Origin of the sequence: Arthrobacter ginkgonis (assembly GCF_039540195.1) — a bacterium.
Classification (GTDB): domain Bacteria; phylum Actinomycetota; class Actinomycetes; order Actinomycetales; family Micrococcaceae; genus Zafaria; species Zafaria ginkgonis.
The window spans coordinates 149,077-164,008 of sequence record NZ_BAABEO010000034.1; the positions used below are offsets into that span (position 1 = coordinate 149,077).

The 14,932-nt window shown below is 71.6% G+C and carries 13 protein-coding genes; 4 read left to right on the forward strand and 9 right to left on the reverse strand.

From position 1 onward, the window contains the following. Positions 1-32 precede the first annotated feature (32 nt). Complete coding sequence (locus tag ABD912_RS21595) at positions 33-653, reverse strand: TetR/AcrR family transcriptional regulator C-terminal domain-containing protein (RefSeq protein ID WP_345154228.1); 621 nt, start codon at positions 651-653, stop codon at positions 33-35. A gap of 128 nt (positions 654-781) precedes the next feature. On the opposite strand from ABD912_RS21595, the gene ABD912_RS21600 reads away from it, so the two are divergent. The 3 genes from ABD912_RS21600 (at position 782) to ABD912_RS21610 (ending at position 4,508) form a co-directional block, all read left to right on the forward strand. After that, on the forward strand, positions 782-1,792 hold the full coding sequence (locus tag ABD912_RS21600) for a nitrilase-related carbon-nitrogen hydrolase (RefSeq protein WP_345154230.1): 1,011 nt from the start codon (positions 782-784) through the stop codon (positions 1,790-1,792). A 1-nt stretch (position 1,793) separates the two neighbouring features. Beyond that, on the forward strand, positions 1,794-2,828 hold the full coding sequence (locus tag ABD912_RS21605; protein WP_345154453.1) for an agmatine deiminase family protein: 1,035 nt from the start codon (positions 1,794-1,796) through the stop codon (positions 2,826-2,828). Between the two features lie 129 nt (positions 2,829-2,957). Beyond that, on the forward strand, positions 2,958-4,508 hold the full coding sequence (locus tag ABD912_RS21610; RefSeq protein ID WP_345154232.1) for an APC family permease: 1,551 nt from the start codon (positions 2,958-2,960) through the stop codon (positions 4,506-4,508). Between the two features lie 124 nt (positions 4,509-4,632). Here the strand turns inward: ABD912_RS21610 and ABD912_RS21615 are convergent, their stop codons facing one another. From ABD912_RS21615 to ABD912_RS21650, 8 genes are all read right to left on the reverse strand, one after another. After that, on the reverse strand, positions 4,633-5,088 hold the full coding sequence (locus ABD912_RS21615) for a hypothetical protein (protein ID WP_345154233.1): 456 nt from the start codon (positions 5,086-5,088) through the stop codon (positions 4,633-4,635). Between the two features lie 213 nt (positions 5,089-5,301). Next, positions 5,302-6,774, reverse strand: coding sequence for a sodium:solute symporter family protein (locus ABD912_RS21620; protein ID WP_345154236.1), 1,473 nt, complete (start codon positions 6,772-6,774; stop codon positions 5,302-5,304). Then, complete coding sequence (locus ABD912_RS21625; RefSeq protein WP_345154237.1) at positions 6,771-7,040, reverse strand: hypothetical protein; 270 nt, start codon at positions 7,038-7,040, stop codon at positions 6,771-6,773. Before ABD912_RS21625 ends, ABD912_RS21620 begins: the two co-directional genes overlap by 4 nt. Further along, positions 7,037-8,464 (reverse strand): amidase family protein, encoded by a 1,428-nt coding sequence (locus ABD912_RS21630; protein ID WP_345154238.1) that lies wholly within the window; start codon positions 8,462-8,464, stop codon positions 7,037-7,039. The genes ABD912_RS21625 and ABD912_RS21630 overlap by 4 nt, the downstream gene beginning before the upstream one ends. Before the next feature lie 202 nt (positions 8,465-8,666). Beyond that, complete coding sequence (locus tag ABD912_RS21635) at positions 8,667-9,626, reverse strand: Lrp/AsnC family transcriptional regulator (protein WP_345154240.1); 960 nt, start codon at positions 9,624-9,626, stop codon at positions 8,667-8,669. A gap of 151 nt (positions 9,627-9,777) precedes the next feature. Then, entirely contained in the window at positions 9,778-11,304 is a 1,527-nt protein-coding gene (locus ABD912_RS21640; protein WP_345154241.1) for a carboxyl transferase domain-containing protein, read from the reverse strand. Next, on the reverse strand, positions 11,301-12,512 hold the full coding sequence (locus ABD912_RS21645) for a CaiB/BaiF CoA transferase family protein (protein ID WP_345154242.1): 1,212 nt from the start codon (positions 12,510-12,512) through the stop codon (positions 11,301-11,303). Before ABD912_RS21645 ends, ABD912_RS21640 begins: the two co-directional genes overlap by 4 nt. 314 nt (positions 12,513-12,826) lie before the next feature. Next, the gene (locus ABD912_RS21650; protein WP_345154243.1) at positions 12,827-14,059 is read right to left on the reverse strand and encodes an MFS transporter; all 1,233 of its coding nucleotides are present in this window, start codon (positions 14,057-14,059) and stop codon (positions 12,827-12,829) included. A 341-nt stretch (positions 14,060-14,400) separates the two neighbouring features. On the opposite strand from ABD912_RS21650, the gene ABD912_RS21655 reads away from it, so the two are divergent. Beyond that, positions 14,401-14,919, forward strand: a complete 519-nt coding sequence (locus tag ABD912_RS21655) for a hypothetical protein (RefSeq protein WP_345154245.1) — start codon at positions 14,401-14,403, stop codon at positions 14,917-14,919. Positions 14,920-14,932 lie beyond the last annotated feature (13 nt).

Here is a 14,932-nt window from a genome sequence, read left to right on the forward strand (position 1 = left end):
TTTCGGGCGGTGGCACAGGGTTTGGTCAGAGCCTACCGCGCGCCATCGCCGGCCTTGAGCGTGTCCAGCCCGGCCAGGAGGATCTCCAGTCCGGCCAGGAACGTCCTGCGTGCCCGGTCCGGCACGGTCAGGCCCGCGTCCAGGGACTCGCGGAACGCGGGGGAGGCCTCGGCGTCGGCCTCCCAAACGACCGCCGGCGCCGCGGCGTCCAGGGCCGAGCCCAGCACGAAGGAGTCCAGGATGGTGATCGCCTCCAGCCGCTCCGCAGGGCCGAATCCCGCCTCCGCGAGAGTCGCGGCCAGCGCGTCGTAGACCCGCAGGGTGGTCCGGTCCCGCACGGTGTGGGAGGTCAGGAGCGGGATCAGCCGCGGGTGCCGGGAGTAGGAGTCGAGGTAGGTGACGGCGATGCCCCGCACCACCTCGCGCCAATCGCCCTGGCCGGAGTCGGGGACTTGGACCGCGGACATGGCCTCCCCGCGCATCAGCTCAACGATTTCCCCCTTCCCGCCCACGTGGTTGTAGAGCGAGGAGGGGCGGACCTTCAGGGCGGCGGCCAGCTGCGGGATGGTGAACTCGCCGGAGCCGTCCACCAGCTTCAGCGCAGCCTTCGCGATGCTGACGGGGGAGAGCTTAGGGGTGCTGGGGCGGGCCATGTAGCGAATCCTATTCGTTTTGCCTCTTGCGCGGTGAATGTGTCCCGCGCCATACTATTTAACGAATCACATTCGTTTTATTCCGAAGGGTCGCCGCCCGCCGGAACTGACCATCGCAGGAGCCCCCAATGCAGGAAATCACCAATCTCACCCCGCCGCGTTCGCTGTGCCGCACGGAGTCCCCGGAGCGCGGCAGCGTGGTCGTTGGCCTGGTGCAGCACCGCTGGCAGCCGGACGCCGCGGCCGTGCGGCAGGAACTGTCCCAGGGCATCGCCCGGGCGGCCGGGCACGGGGCGTCGGTGGTGTTCCTGCCCGAGCTCACGCTCTCGCGCTACCCGGCGGACACGCTGCCGGCCGGCCGGGCCGCGGACACCGCGGAGGACCTGCTGGAGGGCCCGACGTTCGCCTTCGCCGCCGAGCAGGCCTCCCGCTACGGGGTCCACGTGCACGCCTCGCTCTATCAGCGCGCGGACGGGCCGGACGGGCGGGGACTGAACACCGCGATCCTGGTGGCCCCGGACGGGTCCCTGGCCGGGGCCACCCACAAGCTGCACATCCCGGTGACCGCCGGCTACTACGAGGACCACTACTTCCGGCCCGGCCCGAACCAGGATCTGGGCCAGCATGACCCGTACCCGGTCCACGCCCCGGAATCGCTCGGCGGGCTGCGGCTGGGCCTGCCGACCTGCTGGGACGAATGGTTCAGCGAGCCGGCCCGCATCTACTCCCTGGCCGGGGCCGACGCGCTGGCCTACCCCACGGCGATCGGCTCCGAGCCGGACCACCCGGACTTCGACACCGAACCGCTGTGGCGCCAGACCATCGTCGGCAACGGCATCGCCAACGGGCTGTTCATGATCGCGCCCAACCGGTACGGCTCCGAGGGAACCCTGACGTTCTACGGTTCCTCCTTCATCTCCGACCCGTTCGGCCGGATCCTGGTCCGCGCCCCGCGGGACGCCTCCGCCGTGCTGGTCGCGGCCCTGGACCTGGATCAGCGCCGCGACTGGCTCACCCTCTTCCCGTTCCTGCGCACCCGCCGCCCCGACACCTACGGCGCGCTCACCGAACCGGTCGCCGGCACCCCGGTGGGCACCTCCGGCGCCGTCCCCGCCGCTTCCCTGACGGCGGGTGCCTGAGATGGAGACGGTGCTGTCCACCTACACGATGCCGGCCGAGACTGGCCCGCAGGAACGGGTCTGGATGGCCTTCCCCTCCGGCGGCTACACCCTCGGCGACACCGAGGCGGAGGCCGAGGCCGCCCGCACCGCGTGGGCCAACACCGCCCGTGCCGTGGCCCGGTTCGCCCCCGTGACCCTGGTGGTGGACCCGGCCGCCGAATCCCACGCCCGCCGGCACCTCGGCGATGCGGTCGAATACGTGATCCGGCCGCTGAACGACGCTTGGATGCGGGACATGGGTCCCACGTTCGTCCGCGATCGCACCGGGGCCCTGGCGGCGGTGGACTGGGGTTTCAACGGCTGGGGCGCCCAGGACTGGGCCGCCTGGGACAAGGACCGCCTCATCGCCGCCGAGGTCGCGGCGCTGGCCGGCGTGCAGGTGGTGGGCGCTCGGATCGTCAACGAGGGCGGCGGGTTCCACGTCGACGGACAGGGCACCGTGCTGGCCACCGAGACCGTCCAGCTGGATCCGGGCCGCAACCCCGGCGCCACCAAGGCGGACATCGAGGCCGAGTTCGCCCGCCTGCTCGGGGCCACCAAGACCATCTGGCTGCCGTGTGGGCTGACCCGCGACAACGGGCTCTTCGGCACCCGCGGCCACGTGGACATCGTCGCGGCCATCCCGAGCCCGGGCACCGTCCTCATCCACGACCAGCGCAACCCGGAGCACCCGGACTTCGAGGTCTCCCAACGGATCCGGAAGGTCTTCGAGGCCACCACCGACGCCGCCGGCCGGCCCTGGACCATCCTGCCCGTGCCCGCCCCGGCCCTGCTGCACGACGACGAGGACTGGGTCGACTACAGCTACATCAACCACTTGGTGGTTAACGGGGGAGTCGTCGCCTGCACCTTCGAGGACCCCCACGACGCCGAGGCCCTGGCCGTCCTCGCCCAGGCCTACCCCGGACGCGAGATCGTCGGCGTCGACGCCCGCGAGCTCTTCGCCCGCGGCGGCGGCATCCACTGCATCACCCAGCAGCAGCCGGCGCGGTAGCGCGAACAGCCCACCGGCACGGATTCCCGTAACACACGCGGTTCCGCCATTCGGCGGGCGCGCAATGGCGCGCGCCCGCCCCCACCTCCCGCTCCCTGAACATCCGCCCTCCCAAGCAAAGGCGAACCCATGAGCACCACCCCGCGCACCGACGTCGTACCCGCCTCCACCGCGCCCGCTTCCTCCGCGGACGCACCCTCCGGGGGCAAGGGCCTGCGCGCCGGGCAGATCGGAACGGCGGCGGCGATCGTCATCGGCGTGTCCACCATCGCCCCGGCCTACGTGCTGACCTCCTCGCTGGGCCCCACGGCCGCGGCGGTGGGCGAGCACCTGCCGGCGATCTTCCTGGTCGGCTTCATCCCCATGTTCCTGGTGGCGCTGGGCTACCGCGAACTGAATTCCGCCCTGCCGGATGCGGGCACCACGTTCACCTGGACGTGGAAGGCGTTCGGGCCGCGGGCCGGCTGGATGGGCGGCTGGGGGCTGCTGGCCGCGAACATCATCGTGCTGTCCAACCTGGCCGGGGTCGCCGTCGACTTCCTCTACCTCTTCCTGGCCCAGCTGACGGGCCGCCCGGAAATCGCGGACCTGGCCGCCGATCCGCTGGTCAACATCGGCACCTGCCTGGCGCTCGTGGCGCTGGCCGTGTGGGTGTCCTGCCGCGGCCTGAACGCCACCCGGGGCGTGCAGGTGGCGCTGGTGGGCTTCCAGGTGGTGGTCCTGGCCTGGTTCGTGACAGCGGCCTGGGGCAGCGCCGGAACGCAGCCCGGGTCCGCCGCCTTCAGCTGGGACTGGTTCAACCCGCTGAACATCGGTTCCTTCTCCGCGTTCGCGGTGGGCTTGAGCCTGTCCATCTTCGCCTTCTGGGGCTGGGACGTGTGCCTGACCATGAACGAGGAAACCACCGACGGCGGCCGCGCCTCCGGCGTCGCGGCGGGCGTCACCGCCGTTGTGGTGCTGGTGATCTACCTGGCCGGATCGGTAGCCGCGACCGTGTTCGCCGGCGCCGGGGCCGAGGGCCTGGGCCTGGCCAACCCGGAGAACGCCGGCAACCTCTTCGCTGCCTTGGCCAATCCCGTGATGGGGCCGTTCGCGATCCTGCTCTCCCTGTCGGTGCTCTCCAGCTGCGCGGCCTCCCTGCAGTCCACCATGCTCTCCCCGGCCCGCTCGCTGCTGGCGATGGGACACCACGGCGCCCTGCCTGCCCGCTTCTCCACGCTGCACCCGAAGTACCGCACGCCGGTGTTCGCCACGGTGTTCGCCGGGGCCGTCTCCGCCGGGTTCTACGCGCTGATGCGGGTGCTCTCCACGAACGTCCTGAACGACACCATCCTGGCGCTGGGCATGATGATCTGCTTCTACTACGGCATGACGGCGTTGGCCTGCGCCTGGTTCTTCCGCCGCACCGCGTTCGCCTCCGTGCGCAACCTGCTGCTGCGCCTGGTGGCGCCGCTGCTGGGCGGGGCCGCACTGGTGGCGGTGTTCCTTCAGACCGCGGTGGACAGCCTGGACCCCGAGTACGGCTCCGGCTCGCACATCGGTGGCGTGGGCCTGGTGTTCGTGGTGGGGGTGGGCATCCTCGCCGTGGGAGCGCTGTTCCTGGTCGGGGCCGGCCGGCGCCGGCCTGGTTTCTACCGGGCGGAGCTCAAGCGGGCTGAGGCCGGCCGGGCGGACTTCTAGAAGAAGGCACAGGTCCGGAAACCGTCTTGCGCAAATGGCTGGAATGGCAGGTCCATTCCGGCCATTTGCGCAATCTCGTTCAGGGGCAGGGGCAGGGGCAGGGGCCGTAGGGTCGGGGCTCCGCCTATTCGGCGAGTTCGGTCTCCAGCACCAGCGTGTCCCCGGACTTGCAGGTTTGCTGCGGGATCGTTCCCTCCGCGATGGGCGGCTGCACGGCCGGACACAGGTCCAGGGTGATCCAGACGAGGGCGCTGCCCTCCCTGAAGGCCAGGGTCTCGGGCAGGATGACGGCCTCAAGGGTCTGCGCCTTCCCGGTGCACTCACTCAGGTAGCTCGGGTAGTAGCGTCCGATGGCGGCGTTGCGCCCGTTGGCCTGGGACACCGCGATGCTGAGGGTGCCCTGCCAGCCCTTCTGGCACACATAGCCGACTTCCGCGTTGATCCCGGCTCCGTTGGCGAGCAGGTGGACGTTGGCGTACTGCACCTCGTCCGCCGCGGCGTGCGCGGGGGCTGCGGAGGCGACCAGTCCCGCGGCCGCCGCAAGGACGGCCAGGGGCGTGAAGACTGCTGTGGTTTTCATGGCTGCCTCGGATCGTTCGAAGGTCAGTGGGGCGGGGTGCTCCCGGGCCCATTGACCCACGGTCGCGGCGTGCCGGGAATGGCGGCCAGCCACAGAAAGGGACCTCCCGGCTAGCGGCGCGGCAACAGAAACGGTTCGGGACCAAAAGCGATACGGCGGCGGGCCCCCTGCCGGGGCCCGCCGCCGTCGTACATCGCAGGGTGGGCGCATCCCCTAGGAAACGTCCGCCCGCACCGTCATGGCCGGATTCTCCAGGGAGCGGTCATCGCGCACGTCCCGGTCATCGCGTACGTCGCGCCCGCCGCGCGCCCGGCGGATGGCCTCGGCGACGGCCACGACGGCCAGGTTCGGGACCAGGGCGATCAGCCCGGAATCCCAGGAACCGATCGGGATCTCGGCGAAGGTGATCACGGCGACCACTGCGGTGCCGGTGAGGATCCCCCACAGGACCGGCAGGGCACCGACCCGCACCCGGTCCGGAAGGGCCAGCGCCACGGCGGGGGCCAGCTGGGTCAGCCCGCCATAGGTGAGCAGCAGCAGCGCGCCGATGTCGGAGCGGAACAGGCCGAAGGCCAGGGCCAGGCCTATCGCGGCGACGACGACCAGGTGGTTTAGCCGCATCCGCGCCCTGCCGCTGGTGGCCGGCAGCAGGTTGTGCGAGACCAGGGTGGAGATGCCCATGGCAATCGCGCCGGCCGGGACCATCGCGGCGGAGGCTCCGGCGATGGCGATCAGCGCCACCCACCCGGTGGGCAGCGTGTGCCCGGCCATGGTCAGCAGGACCCTGTTCCCGGTCGTGTCCGTCCCGAGCACCAGGACCGCACCCAGGCCAATGGTGACCGGGATGAACAGCAGGAGCTGGTAAACGGCCAGCCACTTGTAGTTGCTGCGCAGCACGGCTCCGGATTTGGCGGCGAGGACCGGTGGCCACAGGTGCGGCATGGTGTTGAAGCAGGAACCGATGGCGGTGACCAGCATTGCGGTGGTGAAGAACGTGGCGTCGAAGCCCGGGGCGTTCAGGGTCAGCAGCACGGGGTCGGCCTCGGCGACCTTGGCGAAGACCTCCGGAATCCCGCCCAAAGAGAAGGCGACGCCGGCCAGCACCACCGCCAGGGCCACCAGCATCAAGACGTCCTTGAGGATCGCGACCCGGGCCAGGCCCTTGATCCCGGCCCACAGCACGAACATGATGACCAGCACGCTGGCCACGACCATCGCCAGGCCGCGCGCGGAGGAGGAGCCGGTGGCCAGCTCCACGATCAGCCCCAGCCCGGTGACCTGCAGTTGCAGGTAGGGGATCAGGAACAGTGCTCCGACCAGCGCCACGATCTTGCCCAGGACCGGGGAACGGAACCTGTCGATAAAGAAATCGGCCATGGTCAGGTAGTCGCGGTTGGCGCCGAGCTGGCGCAACCTGGGGGTGACGAAGTACAGCCCGATCGTCGACATGGTCAGGTAGCCGACGGCGTAGACGCCGCTGACGCCCCCGGCGAAGGCGACCCCGGCCAGGCCGAGGAAACTGAAGGTGGTCAAGGACTCGCCGGCCTGCAGGAACCAGGCCGTCCACTTGGGCATGTCACGCTCGCCGACGGTCCACTCGGCGAGGTCCTTCTGGCGCTTGCGCCCGACGATGCCCAGGGCCCCAATGGCAACGATGCCCAGCACGATGGCGATCTGCAGGCTCATGCGGAGATTCCTTCCTCGTCGCAGGCGTCCTGCTCGCGGCCGCCGGCCCGCAGGTACATCCCGTCAATGACTTGCAGCACGGCCACGGTCAGCAGGACCATCAGGCCGAACCAGACCATTACGGCCGGGAAACCGAACCAGAGCGTGGCCTCGCGGGCGAAGGGCAGCCACGGGGTGGCGAAAAAGCCGATGATCGGCAGCGCGGCCAGCGCCAGCCGGCCGGGGGTGGCCAGACGGACGCGTCCGGCGGGGGTGGGGGTGCTCACGCGGTGACCTCCTGGGTAGCCGGCAGGCACCGGGCGAAGCCGGTGGCCTGCTCATAGGCCTTGGCGATGGACAGCAGCGTCGCGTCGGTGCGCCGGCGCGTGAGCAGCTGGACCCCCACCGGCAGCCCCTCGGCGGTGAAGCCGCCGGGGACGCTGATGCCGGGGATCCCAAGTGGGGTGAACAGGTATGCCCCGCGCATCCAGTCCAGATAGGCGTGCTGGGCCTGCCCGTCCACCTCGTGCGGGAAGTCCAGTTCGACGTCGAATGGCGGCAGTTGCGCGGCGGGGGCGAGGATCACGTCGTAGGCGGCGAAAAACTCCACGGCGGCGCGCACCAGCGTGGTGACCTGGGCCTGGGCGCGGAGCACGTCCCGGCCGGCGAGGTTGATCCCTGTCTCGATGTTCCAGGCCAGAAGGTGGTTGAACTCCTCCGGGTTGGCGGCGAAGTCCTCGCCCCACTCGGTGAAGAACTCCGCGGCGCGCAGTGTCCGGAATGCCTCCTCGGCCCCGTCCAAGCGCGGACAGGCTTCCTCGACGTGCGCCCCTGCCGCAGCGAACGTTGCGGCGGCCGCGGCAATGACCCCGCGAACCGCGGGATCCACCGGGATCCGCCCGCCCAAATCCGGAGCGTAGGCCACGCGCAGTCCGCACAGTTCGGCCGCGGTGACGCGCCCGGTTTGGACGGCCGGGTCGGTGTAGCCGAGCGGGTCGCGCCCGCTGGGGCGGGCCATGACCGAGAGCAGCAGGGCGACGTCGTCGACGGTGCGGGCCATCGGGCCGGCCACGGTCAGCGGGTCGAAGCCGTTGGGGCCGTCGGCGTTGGGCACCAGCCCCGGGGTGGGACGCAGCCCCACGACATTGCAGAACGAGGCCGGGTTGCGCAGCGAGCCGCCCATGTCCGAGCCGTCGGCGATGGGCTGGAAGCCCGCGGCCAGCGCCGCCGCGGCGCCGCCGGAGCTGCCTCCGACCGAGCGGGAGGGATCGTAGGGGTTGCGGGTGGGGCCAAAGACCCGGTTGGTGGTGTGTGAACCGGCCGCGTACTCGGGCACGTTGGTCTTGCCGATGCGCAGCGCTCCGGCGTCGATGATGCGCTGCACGTGCAGGTCGTTGGCCTCCGGGATGAAGCGGGCGTGCCGCGGAGAGCCGTAGCTGGTGACCATTCCGGCGGTCTTGTGGGTGTCCTTGAAACTGATCGGCAGTCCGTGCAGGGCCCCGAGCGGGGTGCCGGCGGCCTGCGCGGCATCGGCAGCGGCCGCGGCCGCGAGAGCGGCGTCGGCGTCGGCGGAGACGACGGCGTTGAGGGTCGGGTTCAGGGCCTGGAGGCGCTCCAGGTGGGCGTCCATGACCTCGACGGCGGTGAGCTCGCGGTCGCGGATGAGCGCGGCGAGCTCGACCGCGTCACGGTAGTACAGGGGTGATGGCATGGGCGTGGGTCCTTCGATGCGTGGTCGGCACCCGGCGGGTGCCGTGAGCGGCCTCACCGAATGACGAGTTCGGCCATCTCTTCGCATTCATGGTGAATTTGTCGCTCCTCTGCACGCAATGGGTTGCGGATTTGGCCATAATTTTGCCCGATTCGCGCAATTGATCTGTTTCACGCCGCAGGATCCGGCATGCTGGGGGCCGCTACCAGGCCGGCGGGGCGAGGCGGAGCCCGCCGCGTTTGCGGGCCTCGAGCACCAGCGTGGTCTCCACCCGCTCCACTTGGCGCGCCCACGTGCTGGCGGTAACCAGCGCGAAGAGGCTGGCCGGATCCTCGACCGCGACGTCGGCAACGATCTGGCAGTCCCCGGCGACCGCTGCCGCGTAGCGCACCCGCCGGTCGCGGGCCAGTTCCTCGCCGACGGCCTCGACCAGTGCCGGGTTGACCCGGATCCACAGCAGCGCCTCGGTGGGCAAGCCGAGCAGTGCCGGCTCGACCACGACGCGCAGCTGGACCTGGTCGGTGCCGAGGATCCAGTCGATGCGCCGGCGGGCGGTCGATTCGGCGACGTTGGCCCGGCGACCCAGCGCCTCGAAGGTGGCCCGGCCGTCGGCGCACAGCGCCTCGACCAGGGCGGTGTCCACGCCATCCAGCGGCGAGGCGGTGTCCAGCCGCCCGGTGTCCACGGTGTGCCGGGCCTGGAGCGCGCTGACCTGCGCCGGGGTGAGCGGGTGCGGGTGCCAGCCGCGGATGGTGCGGAAGTAGTGCAGCACCGGATAGCTGGTGGCGTGGGTCAGCCCGATCGTTGCCGGCAGTTCCTCGCTGAGCAGTGTGCTCAGCCGGGCCGGCGGGATCAGCAGTTCGGCGACGACGTCCCCGCTGCCGCTGACGGTGTAGGCGAAGGTGGTGTCAGGGCGCTGGGCCAAGGAGGCGGCGGCGGCCCGAGCCGTGCCGGGGGAGCAGGTCAGCTGCGCGATCACGCTCGCTGGTTCGGGGCGGATGCCGACCACCGATACCAATCCCTCGGCCAACAGCTCGGTGCCGCGGCGCGACACGGTGCGCTCGGACTCGCCCAGCACCTCGGCGACCTTGCGCCAGGAGGCCCGGGGGTCAATCTGCAGCACCGAGACGATGGCACGCTCCAGCGCCGTCAATTCTTTCATGGCCTGCCTCCGTACGGTGGGGGTGCGCCGGGGGCCGAACCGGCCCGGCGCACCCCCATTGTCCCGTCGGTTCCGGCCGCATCCCAACCGGAACCCGCCGGGCCGGCTCCGCTCCGTGCGGCCGGCCCGGCCGTTTTCAGTGCCTCTGCCTTTAGTGCCCCAGCCGGGCGAACTTCATCCGGCGCAGGTGCAGTCGCTCGGCGTCGGGGATCGCGCGGGCCCGCCCGAGTTCGTACTCGATGGCCCGGCCCATCCGCGCGCAGAATTCGCGCGGTTCGGCCGCGGCGTCGGGGCGCTCGTCGACGATGTGGTCGATGAGCCCTGCCGCGCGCAGCGCGGCGACCTCCACGCCCTGGGCGCGGGCGATCTCCGCGGCCCGATCGGTGGTGCGGTACAGGATCGCGCTGGCCCCTTCCGGGGGCAGCGGGGAGAGCCAGGCGTTCTGCGCGGCGATGATCCGGTCCGCCGGCAGCAGCGCCAGCGCCCCGCCGCCGCAGCCCTGCCCCAGCAGCACCGCGACGGAGGGCCTCGGCAGCCCGATCAGCCCGTGGAGCGAGCGGGCGATCTCCCCGGCCATCCCGCCCTCCTCGGCCTCGCGGGACAGGTCGGCACCGGGGGTGTCGATCACGGTCAGCAGCGGCAGGTCCAGGTCCTGCGCGAGCATCATGCCGCGCCGCGCCTCGCGCAGCGACCCCGGCCCCATGGGCTTGGCGTCGGGGTGGCGGGGGCGCTGGTGGCCGAGCACGATGCACGACTGGCCTCCGAAGCGGGCCAGCGCCAGGGTCAGCCCCGGGTCCTTCTCGCCCTCCCCGGTGCCGTTCAGCGGCAGGACGACGTCGGCTCCGGCGGCCAGCAGCCAGCGCAGGTCCGGCCGGCGCGGGTTGCGGGAGAGCTCGATCGAGGACCACGCATCGCGGGTCGAGGGTTCCACCGTGAGGGTCTGGGGCGCCGGCGGGGCGGTATCGCCGCCGTCCGGGCGCAGCACCTGCAGGGCCCGGTCGACCACCGGAGCCAGTTCGTGCGGGGGCACCACGGCGTCGATGATCCCGTGCCGGTAGAGGTTTTCGGAGACCTGGACGCCCTCGGGAAACGGCTCGCCGTGCAGGGCCTCGTACACCCGGGGGCCCAGGAAGCCCAGCAGGGCGCCGGGCTCGGCCACGGTGATGTGCCCCAACGATCCCCAAGAGGCCATCACTCCGCCGGTGGTGGGGTGGCGGAGGTAGACCAGGTAGGGCAGCCCGGCGGCCTTGTGCCGGCGGACCGCGTCGGTGATCGTGACCATGCCCAGGAAGGCCAGCGTGCCCTCCTGCATCCGGGTCCCGCCCGAGGCCGGACCGGCCAGCAGCGGCAGCCGCTCGGTGGTGGCGCGCTCGATCGCCGCGGTGATCCGCGCGGCCGCCGCCTGCCCGATCGATCCGGCGAGGAAGCGGAACTCGGAGACGATCACCGCGACCCGGCGGCCGCGGATGAGCCCCTCGCCGGTGATGACGGATTCGTCGGTCCCGCTCTTGGCGGCGGCGGCCTCCAGCTCGGCCAGATACTCGGGGCTGGCGGAGGCCGGCTGCACCGGGGCGGTATCCCAGCTGCGGAACGAGCCGGCGTCGAGCACCGCCTCGATCAGCCCGGCCGCGTCCAGCCGCACCGGGCGGGCGGCCGTCGCCACGGGACCGGCGCTCATCGGGCCACCCCGGTGGCCAGCCAGTCCCGGATCGCCGCGCCGTCGGCGTCGAGCAGCGGCGGGGCGGTGTGCGCGGTGCGGGTGGTTTCCTCGGCGGTGGCCGGATCGAAGAAGCGCAGCGGCGGGCCGGGCAGCGTCACCGTGCCCAGCACCGGGTGCTCGACGTCGACCTTCAGCCCCTGGCTGGCGACCTGGTCCCAGGCGTAGACCTCGTCCAGCGTGCGCACCTTGCCGGCCGGGATCCCGGCCTGGTTGAGCAGGTCCAGCAGTTCGGCCGGCCCGTAGGCGGCGAAGGCGCGCTCGACCTCGGCGATGACGGCGGCGCGGTGCCGCACCCGGGTGGCGTTGGAGGCGAACTCGGGGCGGGCGGCGTCCAGTCCGAAGGCCGCGGCGAAGGCGGCCCAGAGCTTCTCCGACCCGACGGAGATCTGCACGTGCCCGCCCTTGCAGGCGAACAGCCCGTAGGGGGCGATCGAGGGGTGGTGGTTGCCCTGGGCCTGCGGGACCTCGTTGGCGACGGTGGCGCGGGTGCCCTGGAAGGCGTGGACGCCGACGACGGAGGCCAGCAGGCTGGTCCGCACGACCTGGCCGCGGCCGGTGGCCTGGCGCTCGATCAGTGCCGCGAGCACCCCGTAGGCCCCGTACATCCCGGAGAGCAGGTCGGCGATGGGAACGCCGACCCGCTGCGGGTCCTGCGGGCCCGACCCGGTCAGCGACATCAGCCCCGCCTCGCCCTGGATGATCTGGTCGTAGCCGGCCCGGGCGGCTTCGGGTCCGTCGTGGCCGAAGCCGGTGATCGAGAGGACCACCAGGCCCGGGTTCAGCGCGTGCATGGCCTCGGTGGAGAAGCCGAGCCGGTCCAGCACGCCCGGGCGGAAGTTCTCCATCACGACGTCGGCTTCGCGCAGCAGCGCCGTGAGCGTGTTCTTCCCGTCCTCGCTCTTCAGGTCCAGGGCGATGGACTCCTTGTTGCGGTTGCAGGAGAGGAAGTAGGTCGCCTGCGGGTCATCCTCCGGGCCCACGAAGGGCGGACCCCATCCGCGGGTGTCGTCTCCGTGCCCCGGGGTCTCCACCTTGATGACCCGGGCGCCCAGGTCGGCCATCATCATGCCGGCGTGCGGACCGGCCAGCGCGCGGGTCAGGTCGATGACGGTGTGGCCGGACAGCGGGCCGGTGGCCCGCGCCAGGGCGGAAGTCTGGGTGCTCACGGGGGACTCCTTGGGGAAGCGGACAGATGATGGCCTGCTGGATCACTCTGTTAGTGGCCTAGCCACTAGGAGAGTACGGCGAAAGGCCGGTGCCTGTCTAGGGGTAGCGATCGGGGGCAGATGCCTTGGCTACCCGTGGACGCCACTTTGCGCTACCCCGGCGCCGGGCAGGGATTCCAGGCGCGGCCGCGCCGCGTGGGTGCGCATCTGTATCCCGATGACGATGCCCGGTCCGGAGGCATGCGGGAACGCCCCGCGCCGCGCCACCGTGCATTCGAGTTGGTGGAGCTGGTCGGGTTTTTGTAGGCCTGGGTTTACGGGCGCCGTGCCTTTGCCGCCAGTGCTCCGGTGAGGTTGGCCGCGGCGGCGATGGCCGCGATCCACGCCAGCATGGAGGTGTGCCTGAACCCGAAGGATTCGTGGAGCCAGGCGATCGCCGTGGGCAGCCCGAAGCCGATGTACGCGAGGCTGTAGACCAGGCTGGTCATCGGCCCGAGCTGGCCCGGCAGGGCGAGTCGATCGCAATCCTGCAGGCACCCGATCAGGGTCAGACCGTACCCGATGCCGAAGACCGCAGCGGCGAGGACCACCAGGCCCACCGACTGTCCGGTCGCGGCCGCGACGGCAAGGGCGGTTCCGGCAACGAACAGGACCACGCCGAGCATCCGCGCCGGGACCCGGCGGCGCGCGGACAAGTGCGCCACCACCCGTTGGGCGGCGAAACCCAGCCCCAGGCACAGCAGGCACAGCAGCGCCGAGAATGCCGTGGAGAAACCGCCCAGCTGGGCCGCGACCACCGAGGGCAGGACCGCGTACGCAATGCCCAACGCACCGAAGATCAAGGGCGCCGCGGGCAGGACCGCCAGCAGGTACTCGCGCGAGAAGGAGCTGCGGGGCGCGTGCTGCCCGCCGCCGTCGTGCCGGTGCCCTGCGGGGCGGAACCGGAACATGCCGACGCCGGCCGCCGTGCACACCGCCAGGTGCAGGACGTACGGCAGCAGGGTGGGCAGCGGCAGCCACTGGGCCACGATCCCGGCCAGGCCGGCGCCTAGCCCGAACCCGGCGGTCAGGCCCATGGCGGAGGTCCGCGCCGCCGACGGCTGCCGCGCGCCCGGGGCGGTGCGCTCCGCCGCCGCGACGGCCAGGGCCTTCAGGGCCAATCCGCCCACGACCATGCCTAGACCCAACGCCACGCCGCTCAGGGTCCGGGCCAGGAACATAAGGGCGGGAGCCGACGCGCCGGCCATCAGCAGGAGCGATCCCAGCGCGCTGAGGGAAACCGCGGCGGCCAGCGGCTTCTTCCCGCCGAACCGGGTGGCCACGGCGGGGGAGGCCAGCAGCGAGGGGACCAGCCCGACGACGTACGCGAAGAGCAGCACGTTGACGGTCACTTCGCTGAACGCACTCTCGGCCCGGTACATGGACAGCAGCGGGGTGAACTGGTTCCCGCCCCACGCCACGGCGAACATGGCCAGGCTCACCTGCCGCCATCCCGCAACGGGGCGGGTCTTGGTGCCGGTGGCGGATGGCTGGAGAGCGGTGGTCATGCGCTACTTTCGGGGTGGAGCAGGCGGCCGGCCGGAAGGCAAGGGCCGCGGGGAAGGACAACAGGCCGCGGCGGCGGTTCGACCTCCGAGCGCGCGGCCACGGCCTGGACGGCACATCCAGCCTAGTGCACGGGCCGCGGGGCCTGCCGTGCCCGGCGCCCCGGTGGGGTGCGCCGGCGGGGCGCGCCCGTTGCGTCCGACGATCGTGCCCTGACTAGTCATTACACAAAAAGTGTTGACTCATGTGGAAGAAACCATCGTATTTACTGTCCCGTGGTGCCTATGATTCCCTCAGTCAATGCCAGTCGGCCGGATCGCACCCGGCCTGAAAGTGGGGGAACATGTTCATCCGCCTCGGCCGCGCCACCGCGGCCCTTTTCGCCGCCTCGTCCCTGGTCCTGGGCAGTGCCGTTGTGGCCTCGGCCTCCCCGGCGCCGGCCTCCGCCGTCCAGGCGCCCCAGCCGATCATCCTCACGCACAAGGGGAAGGCGGAGTCGAAGCCGGCGGTCGTCATCCGCAAGCTCTCGGACCGGACCGTCGCGGCCGGCGAGCTGGCTACCGTCAAGCCCCGGGTCAAGGTCGCCAAGCGGGCCAAGCTCGTCTCCAAGACCCTGACCGTGGTGAAGGACGGCACCGTGCTGGTCGACGCCAAGCGCAAGGCCAGGCTGGGCGTCGGAACGTACGAGGTCACCACCAAGGTCGAGTACCGCACCCTGGTCAAGCAGGAAGTGGTGAAGGTCAAGACCAAGGGCAACAAGGTGAAGAAGGTCAAGCGCAACGTCTGGTCCGGGCTCCTGACCGAGACCAAGACGCAGACGCTGGTCGTCGCGCTGGAGCCCGCGGACGGGAACGACGACTAACGCGCGGGGACCC

Excerpts from the sequence above, each read along its gene's own strand:
- ABD912_RS21595 (WP_345154228.1), bottom strand. The coding sequence starts at position 653 with ATGGCCCGCCCCAGCACCCCTAAGCTCTCCCCCGTCAGCATCGCGAAG.
- ABD912_RS21600 (WP_345154230.1), top strand. The coding sequence starts at position 782 with ATGCAGGAAATCACCAATCTCACCCCGCCGCGTTCGCTGTGCCGCACG.
- ABD912_RS21605 (WP_345154453.1), top strand. The coding sequence starts at position 1,794 with ATGGAGACGGTGCTGTCCACCTACACGATGCCGGCCGAGACTGGCCCG.
- ABD912_RS21610 (WP_345154232.1), top strand. The coding sequence starts at position 2,958 with ATGAGCACCACCCCGCGCACCGACGTCGTACCCGCCTCCACCGCGCCC.
- ABD912_RS21615 (WP_345154233.1), bottom strand. The coding sequence starts at position 5,088 with ATGAAAACCACAGCAGTCTTCACGCCCCTGGCCGTCCTTGCGGCGGCC.
- ABD912_RS21620 (WP_345154236.1), bottom strand. The coding sequence starts at position 6,774 with ATGAGCCTGCAGATCGCCATCGTGCTGGGCATCGTTGCCATTGGGGCC.
- ABD912_RS21630 (WP_345154238.1), bottom strand. The coding sequence starts at position 8,464 with ATGCCATCACCCCTGTACTACCGTGACGCGGTCGAGCTCGCCGCGCTC.
- ABD912_RS21635 (WP_345154240.1), bottom strand. The coding sequence starts at position 9,626 with ATGAAAGAATTGACGGCGCTGGAGCGTGCCATCGTCTCGGTGCTGCAG.
- ABD912_RS21640 (WP_345154241.1), bottom strand. The coding sequence starts at position 11,304 with ATGAGCGCCGGTCCCGTGGCGACGGCCGCCCGCCCGGTGCGGCTGGAC.
- ABD912_RS21650 (WP_345154243.1), bottom strand. The coding sequence starts at position 14,059 with ATGACCACCGCTCTCCAGCCATCCGCCACCGGCACCAAGACCCGCCCC.
- ABD912_RS21655 (WP_345154245.1), top strand. The coding sequence starts at position 14,401 with ATGTTCATCCGCCTCGGCCGCGCCACCGCGGCCCTTTTCGCCGCCTCG.